The sequence below is a fragment of the Microbulbifer sp. HZ11 genome (assembly GCF_000708675.1).
Lineage (GTDB): Bacteria > Pseudomonadota > Gammaproteobacteria > Pseudomonadales > Cellvibrionaceae > Microbulbifer.
Window position 1 is genome coordinate 219,542 of sequence record NZ_JELR01000005.1, and the last position, 14,208, is coordinate 233,749.

General features: G+C 57.7%; 10 protein-coding genes. 4 read left to right on the top strand and 6 right to left on the bottom strand.

Annotated elements, in window-relative coordinates; genetic code table 11:
- Positions 1-45: 45 nt before the first annotated feature.
- Positions 46-393 (top strand): hypothetical protein, encoded by a 348-nt coding sequence (locus AU11_RS16630; RefSeq protein WP_043320749.1) that lies wholly within the window; start codon positions 46-48, stop codon positions 391-393.
- Positions 394-488: 95 nt separating this feature from the next.
- Here AU11_RS16630 and AU11_RS16635 read toward each other — a convergent pair whose 3' ends face one another.
- From AU11_RS16635 to AU11_RS16660, 6 genes are all read right to left on the bottom strand, one after another.
- Positions 489-2,192, bottom strand: coding sequence for a YdiU family protein (locus AU11_RS16635; protein ID WP_043320750.1), 1,704 nt, complete (start codon positions 2,190-2,192; stop codon positions 489-491).
- A gap of 191 nt (positions 2,193-2,383) precedes the next feature.
- Positions 2,384-3,298: a cryptochrome/photolyase family protein gene (locus AU11_RS16640; protein WP_051687397.1), complete on the bottom strand. Its 915-nt coding sequence runs from the start codon at positions 3,296-3,298 to the stop codon at positions 2,384-2,386.
- Between the two features lie 212 nt (positions 3,299-3,510).
- On the bottom strand, positions 3,511-4,305 hold the full coding sequence (gene fetB, locus AU11_RS16645) for an iron export ABC transporter permease subunit FetB (RefSeq protein WP_043320751.1): 795 nt from the start codon (positions 4,303-4,305) through the stop codon (positions 3,511-3,513).
- Positions 4,302-4,910 (bottom strand): ATP-binding cassette domain-containing protein, encoded by a 609-nt coding sequence (locus AU11_RS16650; RefSeq protein ID WP_043320752.1) that lies wholly within the window; start codon positions 4,908-4,910, stop codon positions 4,302-4,304. The genes fetB and AU11_RS16650 overlap by 4 nt, the downstream gene beginning before the upstream one ends.
- 14 nt (positions 4,911-4,924) lie before the next feature.
- Positions 4,925-5,377 (bottom strand): DUF2214 family protein, encoded by a 453-nt coding sequence (locus tag AU11_RS16655; protein ID WP_043320753.1) that lies wholly within the window; start codon positions 5,375-5,377, stop codon positions 4,925-4,927.
- A 70-nt stretch (positions 5,378-5,447) separates the two neighbouring features.
- On the bottom strand, positions 5,448-6,158 hold the full coding sequence (locus AU11_RS16660; RefSeq protein WP_043320754.1) for an FMN-dependent NADH-azoreductase: 711 nt from the start codon (positions 6,156-6,158) through the stop codon (positions 5,448-5,450).
- Between the two features lie 122 nt (positions 6,159-6,280).
- On the opposite strand from AU11_RS16660, the gene AU11_RS16665 reads away from it, so the two are divergent.
- The 3 genes from AU11_RS16665 to AU11_RS16675 all read left to right on the top strand — a co-directional run bounded on the left by AU11_RS16665 (position 6,281) and on the right by AU11_RS16675 (position 14,115).
- Complete coding sequence (locus tag AU11_RS16665; RefSeq protein WP_255343232.1) at positions 6,281-7,153, top strand: LysR family transcriptional regulator; 873 nt, start codon at positions 6,281-6,283, stop codon at positions 7,151-7,153.
- 120 nt (positions 7,154-7,273) lie between these two features.
- Positions 7,274-9,523, top strand: a complete 2,250-nt coding sequence (gene parC, locus AU11_RS16670) for a DNA topoisomerase IV subunit A (protein ID WP_043320756.1) — start codon at positions 7,274-7,276, stop codon at positions 9,521-9,523.
- Between the two features lie 617 nt (positions 9,524-10,140).
- Positions 10,141-14,115, top strand: coding sequence for a cellulose binding domain-containing protein (locus tag AU11_RS16675; RefSeq protein ID WP_051687399.1), 3,975 nt, complete (start codon positions 10,141-10,143; stop codon positions 14,113-14,115).
- The last annotated feature ends 93 nt before the right edge of the window (positions 14,116-14,208 follow it).

Genomic DNA, 14,208 nt, shown 5'->3' on the forward strand with positions numbered 1-14,208 from the left:
GCGCTGGGCGTTAGACAACAGAGTTACCCACAGAAAGTAGACACAATGAATACAGTCGTTTGCTTCCGGCCCGTAGGACAGAATGAGCTTGATCTGATAGAAGAGTCCGACTACACAGCGTGGCCACCAAGACTGCCAGAGCAGCCAATCTTCTACCCGGTTACCAATGAAGAGTACGCGATAGCCCTCACCCAATGGAACGTTACCGATTTTGGCAAGGGGTATGTCACCCGATTCTATGTCAATAAAGAGTTTATGGACCGCTACCCGATCAAGTGTGTTGGTGCTGCCGGCCATACGGAGTGGTGGATTCCGGCCGAAGATCTGGATGAGCTCAATAAAAATATCGTTGGGAAGATCGAAGTGATCCGCGAGTACGGGCCATTGAAATAGTGATCTTGCCCCGCCTTAACGGACACCCGCTGTGACAGCGACGCATTGCTACTCACTAGAAAAATTCCAGAAAATCGGCTTCAGAAGAACCGCGCTCAAGATGAGCAACTGTAGTGTGATACGCCACCCGCATTGAAATACTCTTGGGGTCTCAAACGGTAGTACTTCTCTTCGATGTCTTTTGATTGTTCGTCATAAGGGTGGCTCAGGACTTCCTGCAGCTCCTTGATCAGGCTGTAATCCCCCTGTGTGGCCTGTTGGTAGGCTGGGACAATCAGCCATTCACGCCACGCATACTTCGGATTGACGCGTTTCATCTTGTCGGCTGCCGTTGATAAGTCATGATCGGCCAACACCAGATCGCGCCAGCTACTTAACCAGGACTGCCATTTTTCGTCGATGTCAGAGGATGTTTTGACATAGAAGCTTTTTTTCAATGGGGCAATATCCTCAGGTATATGGGATAGCTCACGAAAGAACATGGTGTAATCCACCTCTGAGCGAATCATGAGCGTCACCAGTTCCTTAAACAGCTCCAGGTTGAACTCGGTGAGGCCGAGCTTGGCTGCCCACATGTGATGCAACTGGTCTTGCATTACTTCCTGGAAATCACGGCGTATTTGATCCAGCCGTTCTAGCGCTTCATTGTGGTCCGCGAGCAGTGGACGGATGGCCGTCCAGAACATGTGGAAGTTCGCCTCTGCGGCGGTTGGCTGGTTGAAGAATGAAAAGTGTTGGCCGCCGCCGGTCCAGGGTTGGAACTCGGGGTCGAAAACTTCGCAAAAACCAAATGGACCATAATCCAGCGTAAAGCCGCCAGCGGCGCAGTTGTCGCTGTTGAAATTTCCTTGGCAATAACCGACGCGCAGCCAGTTGGCGACCAACGCGGTAAGGCGTTGGCGAAATAATCGTGCTAATTCTATCAATTGATCTGAAAAGTTGAGGTTGGAGTCGATTTCGTCTTGGTATTCTCTGGCAATCAAGTGCATGACGATCATGCGCAGCTCCTCAAGCGCATTGTCATGCGCATGGCTGCGGGCGCGGCGGGCAAATAATTCAATTTGCCCAACACGCAGGAATGACGGCGCTACACGTGTGGATATCGCTACCGGGTTCTCGGTGATAATGTCTGGATCAAATGCGTTGGAATGATCGGAATACCAGGGGCGGGAAACCGTATCGGTCTTTGATACATACAGAGTTAATGAGCGGGAGGTCGGCACACCCAACGCGTGCATATACTCCTGTGCGAGAAATTCACGTACGCTCGAGCGCAGTACCGCGCGGCCATCGGCTCCGCGGCAATAGGGCGTGGGGCCGCCTCCTTTTAATTGCATTTCCCAGCGCTGCCCGTTAAATACCCCTTCAAACACGGAGATGGCCCGTCCATCACCATACCCATTGCCGGTGCCAAATGGGCATTGTCGGACATATTCAGTACCGTAAATTGATAGCGCATAACCGGTTGCCCAGCCGAAGTTACGCATTGGGGCATGGGCTGCGGCGATATCTCCAGAGAATAACTGGGTAAATTTGGGGTCCTGCGCAAGTTCGTCGCTGAGCCCTAGCTCTTGAAAGAAACTGCGGCTATGGGCGACATATTCTGGCTGTCCAATTGGTGTTGGTGTTACCGGCACGAAGTGCCCGGAGAATACTTGGCGCGCACGGTGATCATCGCCATCCGTTGTGGCGTCTGGGTCGGCATTCAGGCTATCCATCAACGAATAATCTACCTGCTGGACAAATTCATCGTAGGTGGTCACCCAGGTTTTGTCCGGTGATGTGGATGGCTGAGTCATTGTGGTCAAAACCTATGGTTATACAGGCATATGGCTATGCGGGTATTTCGGTTAAATCGGCTTATGGGAAAACTTGCTTCAAGCGAGCCTGCTTCATTATTTTCACATTATATTGAAGCATATCGCCAAAGCGTCCAGCTCTGCGTTGAGAATGCTTGATCTGAACACTTTGGCTGTGCTCTTTAGTTACCTTATTCCCCGCATCGACCACCAGGGAGCATATCGCCGTCGGCGGTGCTCCCTGTCTCGGGGAGTTGCGCCTGTATCTTCGGCGGTGATAGGAAGTTAGGTGGTGATAGGAAGGTTCCGCCTAAAACGCATCCGGGTCGCGAATGATCTGCTGGGCACGGGCAGGCGTCGTCACTGGTTCGCTCCTGAACCTTATAGCGACAAGCGTCGCAGTAGTTGCTCACTTTGTGAATGTAGCTGCCGCTGCTGATATAGGGCTTGGTGCCGAAGTGCGGTAGCAGTACCTCACAGAAATGTCGGAGCATGGCCAGCGCGTCGGTGCGAGTGGTCGGCAAGTTGAACTGCTCGGGGGAGATAGCGCCAAACGTGTTCACTCCGGCGCGCTCTATCCGCTTGAGGGTTTCCACAACCTGTTTGCGAAAGCCGCGTTGCGGGGGGATCTTCGGCTCCCCCTTCCACTTGTTGCGATTGTTTTGATCGTAATTCCATTGGCCTCCCACCGGGCTGCCGTCTTTATTGAGCAGTATTTGGTGCTGCTTTCGCATATGCCGGTAAAAACTCTCCATCAACAGCGACTTCTTACTGTCAAAAAACCTGCTGAGTGACTGCCGGTCGGTGAGGAAGTGCTCGCTGTCGAAAGGTTCGCTAGGAATGCTGAGGTCATCTGTGAGCAACTTCAGTTGTTGATCCAGCCGGTATTCGTCTGGCAGTTGATACTGGAATCGTTCGAACTGGTGTTCAGAAACAAGCCGGGCGATATTGCTGCCCAGTTTCTGGGTGTTTTCTGGGGTATCCAGGGTGTAGTAGATGACGTTTTTGCCCCGGTCTTCCAGCCATTGTGCAAATTCGGCCATGGCCTCGAAAAAGGCCACCACTTTCTGAATATGGTGTTTGACGTAATCCGTTTCCTGGCGCATTTCGCAATGAAATACCAGGTATTTTCATCGTCATTGCTGTACCAGGAATGCTTGTGATTGAGCTGGTCGCCCAGTATTAGTCGCAGAGTTTTCACACCGGCCCCACTGTAGGTATCTGACAACAGAATAGCCTGCTGCAGTATCTGGTACGGCGGATTCGGAGTCTGGATGAGTCACCGGCGAGAGACGCGCGCGGCCAGTGCGTCAACGGCTCAGGGGTACAGTCGATCCAGACGCAGCCGCTCGCGCCCGTCAAACAGGCGCCGCGCACAGAGTGCCACCGCGGCAAAAGTACCATAACCAGTGCCGGCGGCGATGGTGAACATGATCAGTATCTGATATTTCACCGCCAGTGCTGGGGAACTGCCGGCCAGTATCTGTCCGGTCATCATCCCCGGCAGGGATACAATACCCGCCGCAGCCATGGCATTGATGGTTGGCATCAGTCCGGCGCGCATGGCGTCCCGGCGCAGGTGCGCGCTGGCCTGTTGCCAGGTTTCTCCCAGCATCAGGCGGTTTTCAATTTCATTGCGCCCGCGCCGCGCGCCTTCCGTCAGCCGTTCCAGCCCCAGCGCCACGCCGGTCATGGTATTGCCGAGCAACATGCCAAGTAGGGGGATGGCGTACTGCGGTGTGTACCAGGGGTCCGGGCCGATAATCACCGCAAGGGTCAGCACGGTAACGGCGAAGGCGGAGATAAACATGGACAGGGTGCCAATCGCAAAACTCCAGCCGCCCCGTAAACGGTGCTTCTGCCGCGCCACTACTTCGCGCCCGGCGAGCAGCAACATGGCACCACCCATCAGCGCCACCCACAGCAGGCTGCCCACGGCGAACAGTGCTTCCAACACCATCCCGATCAACGCCAGTTGCACGGCGGTGCGCGCGGCGGCAATCAGCAGGGATTTGCCGATCCTGAGTTGCGCGAGCCAGGTGCACAGGGCCAGTGCGATCACCAGACCTGTGGCAATCCCCAGGTGCCACCAACTGAGTTCGATCACATTCACAGGGGTTGCTCCCTGAGCTGACCGCCGTCGTCGATATGGAAGTGACGTTGTGCCACCCGCTGAATCTGTCCCTGGGCGTGGGCGATCCACAATACGGGTATCTGTCGGTCCCGGATTTCCTTGTGCAGCCAGTGCTCCACCTGCTCGGTGGTTTCTTCGTCCAGGTTTGCGGTGGGTTCGTCCAGCAGCAGGGCCCGGGGATCGCGGGCGAGGGCTCGTACCAGGGCGAGGCGTTGCTTTTCCCCGGACGACAGGCGGGTTACAGGCCAATTTATGCAGTCCGCCGGCAGGCCCAGCGCCTCGGGAATGGTCGAATCTTCGGGAAAGTGCGCCCCTACGGTCTCTTCCCACCAGGCACTTTCCGCCGGTACCAGCATCACCCGTTGGCGCCACTGGTGGGCGGGCAGTTTTTCACTGGCGGTGTCGCCAAGGGTGACTTCTCCCCGGTGGGGTTCCAGATCGACAATGGCGCGCAGCAGGCGGCTTTTACCAATTCCCGACTGTCCGGAGAGGCAGACGATTTCGCCGGGGCGAATACTGAGGTCGACGGGCTGCAGGTCGCCAATGGCGACCTGTTTCAATACAAGGCGGTATGCTTCGCTCAAGAATTTTGTCTCACTCAGCCAAAGTAGCCGATGCCTTTGGCCATCAGTGCGGCGCACAGGGCCATGGCGACGATGGCGGTCAACTCGGTGTGCACAATAATACGCATCCAGCGGCGCTGACGGTCACTGACCACCGGCACTGTGCCCTGCTTGAGGGACTTCCCCCAGCGCAGAAACTGGATGGTGGGGTAAATGGAAAGCAGTGCTGCGATCACAAACAGGGTCAGTTTTGCGTGGAAGGCACCGTTCTGAAAATAGTAACTGGCGCCCTTTTCGAAATGGAAAACCCGTAAAAAACCCACCACCAGAAGCAGTACCGCGGACCCGCCGAGAATGCGGTCGACAATACGAATCTTGCGCGCATTCTGCAGGGTGAATGCCTGATTCAGCAGCACCAGTTGCATGGTGAGCACGGCGGTCATCGAGAGGAACAGCAGGTGGTGGAGAAAGGCAATCAGTGCAGGCATATGTCAATTCCCTGTTTATGTACACCGCGTTGAATAATGCCTGCTGGTCGGGCGTATTGCCATATGATCCTCAGTGATCGTTCGGTGCAGGAGCTCTCACCTCACTAGATACATTACGATTGCCTGTCAATTGACCCACCAATTGTCGGGCGGCCGTGTAGGCCGCGTCGATTGAGGCCCGGTGACGCTCATCGTTGAACTCCTGGTATTCGATTCCGATTTCGTGAAAGTGCTCGACCCCTAAGTAGTGGCTCAATGTACGAATATGGGGACCCAGGTGATTCATCGACTCACGCACCCCGCCTGGGCCGAAGCCAAATTCGCCGCAGGAGGTCAGTAGCACAAGGGTTTTTCCCGAGAGGATTGGCTGCAGCGGAAAATCCCCTCGGTTGAGGTCAAAGCTAAAGGTTTTGTTCACTCTTACCACCTGGTCGAACCAGGCCTTAAGGCTGGCGGGCATGCCGTAGTTGTACATCGGCGTGGATATCACGATCAGGTCTGCAGCGACTACTTCATTAATCAGCTGATCCGAAAGAGCAAGCTCCGTTTGCTGCGGTTGACTGCGCTTTTCTTCGGGAGTGAATGCTGCGCCGATCCACGCTTCACTCATAAAGGTGGGTGGGGCGAGGCCAACATCGCGGTGGATAATGGAGTATTTGTGGGGTTGATCCATCCACTGCGCGGTAAAGTAATCGCTCAGCTGTCGGGATAGAGATCGGTACGAGGCTTTTGCGTTGTGCAGGTTGCGAGCACTGGCGTCAATTTTCAGTAGAGTTTTCACTGTGTCTCCTGATGAGTGATAGAGTGATATTGCACAACTATCGGGTCTATGGAGACTTGTGACAAAGGATGTGTTATCACCTATAGATGAGGTTGGTTCACCTATAGAGGCTTGTGCAAACTGTGCTCGGAAACTTGAACGGGATACGTATTTTTGAGGCCGCAGCGAGGCATTTGAGCTTTAAGCGCGCTGCGGAAGAGTTGCACCTGACGCCGACAGCGGTTTCTCATCAGATCCGAAAGCTTGAGGAGCAGTTGGGTGTACCGCTGTTTGAACGGCATACCCGGGCAGTTTCATTGACGGATGACGGGCGCGTGTTGCTGGACGCCGCACGCTTGTCACTGCGAACCCTGGCGGAAGCGATCGAGCAGATTTCCGAGTCGCCGAAACGTATCACCGTGAGTACCACGAATGCATTTGCGGCCTTGTGGCTGGTGCCACAACTGCCGGGTTTCAAACTCCTGCGCCCGGACGTAGAGGTGGTTATACAGGCAAGCGAGGTCCCGGTTGATCTGCGTCGGAACCGAACCGTTGATTTAGCTATTCGCTACGGGTTGCCACTGAAAACCCAGGAAGCAGACGTCTTGTGCACCGATGCATTCGCAATTTACGGGATACCGGGCGTTTTGCAGAAGCTTCGGAAAGGCGAGTCAGTACCGGTGTTCGAAACCCGCTGGCAGAGCCCAAATTTGCCGACCGTGTCGTCAACGTTGTGGTGGGAACGTTTCTTGCCAGAGCAGGGTATGCCGTCGCCCACTCTGTTCGACCAAGAGATTCATGTGATCCAGGCCGCATTGGCGGGGCAGGGGGTGGCGTTTGTGAGCAACGTGCTGGTGGAGTCGGCAGTCGCGCAAGGATGGTTGGAGCCGCTGCGGGCTGACTGCCTGCTTCCCGGGTTCGCGTATTACTGCGTGACCGAGGATTCATCAGGCAAGGCGAAAATAACGCAGTTTCAGGATTGGCTGAAAAATGCGCTTTCCAAAGCGCCGGATTGAATAAGATGTGGGCGAGGGGCCAAGGGCACTTTGAACCTGTAGTCGTTCGCCGCCATAATCCCCGTCTGACAGGCATCTTACTTGTCCAAATTTCGATCAAAATAACGAGACTCTCGCAGTATGACCGAGCCCTCCGTGTTTGAAGCCTCCGAACGCCAGCACCTGGCGGACTACACCGAGAAGGCGTACCTGGACTATTCCATGTACGTGATTCTCGACCGCGCCCTGCCCAATATCGGCGATGGCCTGAAGCCGGTGCAGCGCCGTATTGTCTACGCCATGAGCGAGCTTGGCCTGAAGGCCAGCGCCAAGTACAAGAAGTCCGCGCGTACCGTGGGCGACGTGATTGGTAAGTACCACCCGCACGGCGACAGCGCCGTGTACGAGGCCATGGTGCTGATGGCGCAGCCATTCAGCTACCGCTACCCGCTGGTGGATGGTCAGGGCAACTGGGGCTCCCCGGATGATCCCAAGTCCTTCGCCGCCATGCGTTACACCGAATCCCGTATGGGCAAGTACTCCGAGGTATTGCTGTCCGAGCTGGGCCAGGGCACCGTGGACTGGCAGCCGAACTTTGACGGCACCATGGACGAACCGGCGGTACTGCCGGCGCGGGTTCCCAACATCCTGCTGAATGGCACCACCGGCATCGCCGTGGGTATGGCGACCGATATTCCTCCGCACAACCTGCGCGAGGTGGTGGATGCCACTGTACATATGCTGGAAAACCCCAAGGCTACGGTCAGCGAGCTGTGCGAATTTATCCAGGGCCCGGATATGCCCACGGAGGCGGAGATCATCTCGCCCCGGGCGGACCTGCAGAAAATGTACGAGACCGGCAAGGGCTCGGTGAAAATGCGTGCGGTATGGAATAAAGAGGATGGCGACATCATCATCACCGCACTGCCGTATCAGGCCAGTGGCTCCAAAGTACTGGAGCAGATTGCCGCGCAGATGCAGGCGAAGAAACTGCCCATGGTCAGCGACCTGCGCGACGAGTCGGACCACGAGAACCCTACCCGTCTGGTGATTGTGCCCAAGTCCAATCGTGTGGATCTGGAGCAGGTGATGAATCATCTGTTCGCCACCACCGATCTGGAAAAGAGCTACCGGGTCAACCTGAACATGATCGGTGTGGACGGTCGCCCGCAGGTGAAGTCCCTGGACATGATCCTTTCCGAGTGGCTGAGCTTCCGTACCGTTACCACAAGACGTCGCCTGCAATTCCGTCTGGACAAGGTCGAGAAGCGCCTGCACCTATTGGATGGCTTGCTGATCGCCTTCCTGAATATCGATGAAGTGATCGAGATCATCCGCACCCATGATGAGCCCAAGCAGGAGCTGATGCGCCGCTTTGCGCTGTCGGAAGTACAGGCGGAATACGTTCTCGATACCAAGTTGCGTCAGTTGGCCCGCCTCGAGGAAATGAAGATCCGCGGCGAACAGGCGGAACTGGAAAAAGAGCGGGATACTCTGACCAAAACCCTGGGCAGCGAGCGCCGTCTCAAGACCCTGATCAAGAAAGAACTGCTGGCCGCAGCGGAAGAATTCGGAGATGAGCGTCGTTCACCTCTGGTGCAGCGTGAGGAGGCTCGAGCCTTCAGCGAAACCGAACTGCTGAGCAGCGATCCGATCACCGTCGTACTCTCTGCCAAGGGCTGGATCCGCCAGGCCAAGGGCCACGAAATCGACCCGGAGTCTCTGAGTTATAAGGCCGGCGACGGCTTCAAGTACGCCGCCCGGGGCAAGAGCAATCAGCCGGCGCTGTTACTGGACAGCACCGGGCGCAGCTACGCCATTGCGGCACATACTCTACCTTCCGCGCGGGGCCAGGGTGAGCCTTTATCCGGGCGTATCAATCCGCCCTCCGGCGCCACCTTTGAAGGTCTGTTGATGGGTGGGGATGATCAGAAGGTATTGCTGGCCAGTGATGCGGGCTACGGCTTTATCGCCAAATACGCCGACCTGCAGTCTCGCAACAAGGCCGGTAAAGCGATGCTGAGCCTGCCGAAAGGCGCACAGGTGCTGCCGCCTCAGGAAATCGAAAATCCGGAGTCTGCACTGCTGGCGGCGGTAACCAGTGAAGGCCGTATGCTGGTGTTCCCGGTAACCGAACTGCCGGAGCTTTCCAAGGGTAAGGGCAACAAGATCATCAATATCCCCGCTGCACGCGCGGCCAGTCGTGAGGAGATCGTCGTGGGAATCGCGGTGCTGGAGGGCAAGGATCAGTTGATCATTCATGCCGGCAAGCGTCACACCAAGATCAAGATCTCGGAGCTGGAACACTACGAAGGAGAGCGGGGCCGGCGCGGTAACAAGCTGCCGCGAGGCTTCCAGAAAGTGGATAAAGTCGAGGTTGAACGCAAATAGGTTGGGTGTCGACAGCAAAGAAAAAGAGGGCTAATTAGCCCTCTTTTTCGTTTTGCTTTGCCGGATATCCGCGCTCAATCAGAGGTTCCCTGAGTGCGCCCGAACCGGCCAGACACCTTCAGCCTGCCATTGTCTTCCCACATCTTGCCGTCACTTGCTCGTTACCGGATCGAACATCTAACCGCCTTCGTAACCATCGCCTTTTCTCTCCCTATTGGTGATGAGATTCACACCGAGAATTTCCTGCTCTTTTCTCTCGCCTGCTCTCTCATCTGGGCGCGTATCGCATACCGTGTCATCTGGCTTCGTCGGCCGAGCGAACCCCTTTCTGCAAACTGCTCGAGTAGGTTTTCGTGAAACCGTAGCGGAATTTGCGAAGATTTATGCGCAATCGGTTTGGGAAGTTCTTTCTGGAACGTCAACTGGTGCGAAAGACAGGAAAAGTCGGCCGGACATTAAATGGGTTACCAACCGGACCGAAAAATGGCGAACCCGGAATCAAAGCCGAGTGCCGCCGTTTCTGCGTTTCACATCAGGCCGTCGGTAAGCACCGGGGGCTGAATCGCCGCCGCACTGCGGTGGCATCCGTTTTCACTGCAACGGTGCAGGAAATAATAATGAACAGTCCCATCCAGAAAATCTCATCATTATTGCTGCTCTTGTGCGCATGGTGTTCCTCCTCAGCGGCGATTGCTGCGAGCTGCGAGTACGTCGTGGTCAACGACTGGGGCTCCGGCGCACAGGTCAGTATCCGAATCACCAATAACGGCGCCGGCCCCATCAACGGCTGGGAAGTGAATTGGGAATACAGCGACGGCACAGTGGTGACCGATAGCTGGAATGCCGAAATCTCTGGTGATAACCCCTATACCGCGAACAACCTGTCCTGGAATGGCAATCTCCAGCCGGATCAGTTCGCCGAAGTCGGCCTGCAGGTCAGCAACGGTGCCGACAGCGCTTCGGTGCCCGCCATCACCGGCTCCGTCTGTGATGGGGGGAGCAGTTCCAGTTCGAGCTCCTCCAGTAGCGGTTCGGGCTCGAGTTCATCGAGCTCCAGCTCTTCCGGCGGCTCCGGCTCTTCCAGTAGCTCCAGTTCTTCCAGCGGCTCCGGCTCTTCCAGCAGTTCCGGTTCCTCCAGTGGCGGCGGGCCCAGCGGGCCACCCCCGGCGGTGGTGCTGGAGCGGGCCTTCCCGAACCTGACCTTCAACCAGCCCCTGGGCCTGATGCAGGCACCGGGGGACGATTCCCGCTGGTACGTGCTGGAGAAAACCGGCACCGTCTACTGGATCGATGCCAGCGACAACACCACGACCACCAAGAACACCTACCTGGATCTGTCCGGCCTGGTGGATACCGCGGTGGAGGGCGGTGTGCTGGGGATGGCCTTCCACCCGGACTACCAGAGCAATGGCCAGGTGTTCCTGTCGTTCACCACGCCGGCTTCGGAGCCGATGACCTCAGTGATCGCGCGCTTCACGGAAACCACGGGCGGCGCCAGCCTGGACGCTGGCTCGCGCCAGGATATCCTCAGCCTGCCGCAGCCCTACGCCAATCACAACGGCGGCCACATCGCCTTCGGGCACGATGGCTACCTGTATATCGGCTTCGGCGACGGTGGTTCCGCCAATGACCCCGAGGCCAACAGTCAGGACACCAGTAACTGGCACGGCGCGATGCTCAGGATCGATGTGGACAATGGTTCTCCTTACACCGTTCCTGCGGACAACCCGTTCGTGAGCGGCGGTGGCCTGCCGGAGATCTACGCCTACGGCCTCAGGAACCCCTGGCGCTGGAGCTTTGACCGGGTCAGCGGCGACCTGTGGCTGGCGGATGTGGGCCAGTCCGGGTACGAGGAAATCAATGTGATCGAACGCGGCGGCAACTACGGCTGGCGCTGTCGGGAGGGTTTCCACACCACCTCCAACAGCTGCAACACCAGCGGCCCCTATGACGATCCCATATTCGAATACGATCACGGCCAGGGGCAGTCGGTCACCGGCGGTTACGTCTATCGCGGCTCGCAGATCGCTGGCATGAACGGCGCCTATATTTTCGGTGACTACGTCAGTGGCCGGGTCTGGGCCTATACCGATGCCATGTACCAACTGGCGGACACGGATCTTGGGATCACCTCATTCGGAGAATCCAACAGCGGCGAAATCTACCTGGTGGATATCATTGGCGGCGCACTGTACCGGATTGTCGGCGACGGTGGCTCCAGCTCCAGCAGCTCAGGCGGTTCCTCCAGTTCAGGTAGTTCCTCCAGTTCAGGTGGTTCTTCCAGCTCGGGCGGTTCGTCCAGTTCAAGCAGTTCAAGCGGTTCCTCGTCCAGCGGCGGTGGCAGCGGGAATGGCGTTGCCTGCGCAATCACCTACGAGAATGTCTGGGGCGACGGCTACCAATTTGATGTCACCGTGAGTAATGCTGGCACCAGTGCGGTGAGCAGCTGGGAGATTGCGCTTCAGTTCAGTGAAGCACCGCAGGTCACGAACTACTGGAACGTGGACCTGGCCGTTTCCGGCAACACCGTCAGTGCCAGCGACGTGGGCTGGAATGGTGCGCTCGCTCCCGGGGACAGCGTCGAGTTTGGCTTCCAGGGGGATCATGACGGCAGCTTCGACCCGCCCGATTGCCACGGTTCCGGTGGCTCGTCCAGTAGCAGCTCGAGCTCGTCCGGGGGCTCCAGTTCTTCGTCAAGCGGTTCCGGTTCGTCATCCGGCAGCTCCAGCAGCGGTGGCACCGGCAACATGAACGGCGGCGAGATCTATGCGGCCAGTTGCGCCGGTTGTCACGGCTTCGCTGGCGATGGCGGTCGCGTCGGCGTCCCGCTGACGACGCCTCAGGACCTGGATTTCATGATCGGGTTTATCGAGAACAACATGCCCATGGGCCGAGCGGAAGAATGTGGGGCTGAATGCGCGGAAAGGGTCGGCAACTATATCGCCGATACCTTCTGGGAAGACCAGGAACCACTGAATTGCGAGATGGTCCGCTACGGTGCGCGCCAGTTAAAACTCCTGACCCGTGCCGAGTACCAGAATACGGTCGCGGATCTGCTGGGTGTGGATTTCGCCGTTGCCGAGAGCCTGGCTGACGACAATCAGGTGGGCTACTTCATCAACAACACACACGCTTCGATGGTGACCAGCACCTACGATCGCTTCTTGACGGCGGCCGAGGAAATAGCGGCCTGGTCGGCGGCGCGGGACTTCTCGCCGGCGCTGAACTGCAGTTCGTTCAATCAGGATTGTGTGGACCAGTTTATCGGCGACTTTGCGCCGAAACTCTTCCGGCGCCCACTGGATACCCAGGAAGTGACCACCTACTCAGAACTGGCCAACGGCACCGTTACCGAAGGCGATGTACAGGCGGGCATGCAACTCGCGCTGATGACCATGCTGTCGTCACCACAGTTCCTGTATCGCCACGAGTTGGGTGAAGCGAATCCGGCGAACAGTGCAATCGACATGAACGCTTTCGAGTTGACCTCGTACGAAATGGCCACCTGGCTGAGTTACTCATTCACCGGCTCCACCCCGGATGACATCGCCCTGCAGAAGGCGGCCAACGACCAGTTGCGCGACCCGGTGGAGATCACCCAGGAGGCACAGCGGCTGCTGGACCTGGCCGAGGCCCGGGACACCATGGGTGATTTTGTCGGAAGCTGGCTGGGCACCGACAGCCTGGAAAACGCGCCCAAGGATCCGGCGGCCTGGCCCGGTTTCGAGGATGTGGCGCCGCATATGGAGCGGGAAATCCGCGAAGTCTTCGCCGAGGTGATGCTGAACGGCAACGAGTCTTTCGCCTCTCTTTATGACGCCAACTGGACCTTCGTCAACGGACCCCTGGCGCAGCACTACGGTATCAGTGGCGTTTCCGGCGACGACTTCCAGCAGGTCACCACCAGTGACCGCGGTGGCATCCTCACCAGTGGTGCGTTCATGGCGCGCTGGGCGGAGCTGACCGAAACCTCGCCGATCCGGCGTTCGGTGCGCGTGCGCCGCCGTATGCTGTGCCAGGACCAACCGGATCCGCCCGCCGGTATCACGGAAAGCCGCGCCGAGCGTCTGGAGGAACTGGCGGATCTGATCGCCGATCCGGCCACCACCAATCGCATGAAGTACGAAGCGCTCACTTCCGTGGCGCCCTGTCTGAACTGTCACCAGGAGTGGATCAACCCCCTCGGCGGCGGCATGGAAGACTTTGATGCGGTGGGCAACCCGCGCAGTGTCGACCACAACGGCAACCCGATAGACGCCAGCGGCGCCCTGTACGCACCGGATGTATTGAGCAACCGCGGTGAGTCGATCCCGTTCGAGGGGTCGCGCGGCCTGGGGCAGTTACTGGCGACCCTGCCCGCTGCGCAGTCCTGCGTATCCCAGAATATGTTCCGCTTTATGCTCGGAGTGGGGCACGACAGCATCGACAACTCCAACCCGGAAGGACGGGCACTGGATCCGGTCGAGGAGGAGGGTTACGCCTGCACGGTAAACGATATGACCGACACCCTGGTGCAGCAGAGCCCCCGGGCGATGCTCGAAAACATGAGTACTCTGGATGCGGTGCGTTACCGCAAAGAGTGGCAGCGCTGAGGCAGCAGGTGTGACGGGCCGGTGTCATCCATCACACCGGCCCATTGCGCCACCCGAACCCAGTGGATCAGCCATATAAACAGAACAAGGGCG

Bases quoted from the DNA above. Each gene is read 5' to 3' on its own strand.
- AU11_RS16630 (WP_043320749.1), top strand. From the start codon at position 46: ATGAATACAGTCGTTTGCTTCCGGCCCGTAGGACAGAATGAGCTTGAT.
- AU11_RS16635 (WP_043320750.1), bottom strand. From the start codon at position 2,192: ATGACTCAGCCATCCACATCACCGGACAAAACCTGGGTGACCACCTAC.
- AU11_RS16640 (WP_051687397.1), bottom strand. From the start codon at position 3,298: ATGCGCCAGGAAACGGATTACGTCAAACACCATATTCAGAAAGTGGTG.
- AU11_RS16655 (WP_043320753.1), bottom strand. From the start codon at position 5,377: ATGCCTGCACTGATTGCCTTTCTCCACCACCTGCTGTTCCTCTCGATG.
- parC (WP_043320756.1), top strand. From the start codon at position 7,274: ATGACCGAGCCCTCCGTGTTTGAAGCCTCCGAACGCCAGCACCTGGCG.
- AU11_RS16675 (WP_051687399.1), top strand. From the start codon at position 10,141: ATGAACAGTCCCATCCAGAAAATCTCATCATTATTGCTGCTCTTGTGC.